General features: G+C 45.4%; 1 protein-coding gene. It reads right to left on the minus strand.

Annotation, left to right across the window (positions count from 1 at the left end; genetic code table 11):
• Window positions 1-905, minus strand: a 905-nt coding sequence (tuf, locus tag QL998_RS20660; RefSeq protein WP_290193398.1) for an elongation factor Tu, incomplete at its 3' end; no start/stop codon positions are given.

A 905-nucleotide genomic window follows, 5' to 3' on the forward strand; every position in this document is an offset into this window, starting at 1 on the left:
TGTGGGTTGATTGAACCAGGCTTAGCTAGTACTTGACCACGTTCAACGTCTTCACGCTTAGTACCACGTAGAAGTGCGCCGATGTTTTCGCCAGCACGACCTTCGTCAAGAAGCTTACGGAACATTTCAACACCAGTACAAGTAGAACGAGTTGTATCATTGATACCAACAATTTCTACTTCGTCATTGATGCGGATGATACCAGCTTCAACACGACCAGTTACAACAGTACCACGACCCTGGATTGAGAAAACGTCTTCGATAGGCATGATGAATGGCTTATCGATGTCACGCTCTGGCTCTGGGATGTAAGAATCAAGTGCGTTTGCAAGCTCAACAATCTTATCTTCCCACTCTTTCTCGCCTTCTAACGCTTTAAGCGCAGAACCAGCGATTAGAGGTAAGTCATCACCTGGGAAATCGTATTCAGAAAGAAGTTCACGAACTTCCATTTCTACTAGTTCAAGTAGCTCTTCATCATCAACCATGTCACATTTGTTCATGAATACGATGATGTAAGGAACGCCAACCTGACGAGAAAGAAGGATGTGCTCACGCGTTTGTGGCATAGGGCCATCTGTCGCAGCAACTACTAAGATCGCGCCGTCCATTTGAGCAGCACCAGTGATCATGTTTTTAACATAATCGGCGTGACCAGGACAATCTACGTGTGCGTAGTGACGTGTAGGTGTATCGTATTCAACGTGAGACGTTGAAATAGTGATACCACGTTCGCGCTCTTCTGGAGCGTTATCGATTGATGCGAAATCTTTAGCAACACCGCCGTATACTTTTGCAAGTACGTTAGTGATTGCTGCAGTTAGTGTAGTTTTACCGTGGTCAACGTGGCCGATTGTACCAACGTTTACGTGCGGTTTTACGCGTTCAAACTTTTCTTTTGCCAT

Source organism: Pseudoalteromonas sp. APC 3691 (assembly GCF_030408135.1).
Classification (GTDB): Bacteria; Pseudomonadota; Gammaproteobacteria; order Enterobacterales; family Alteromonadaceae; genus Pseudoalteromonas.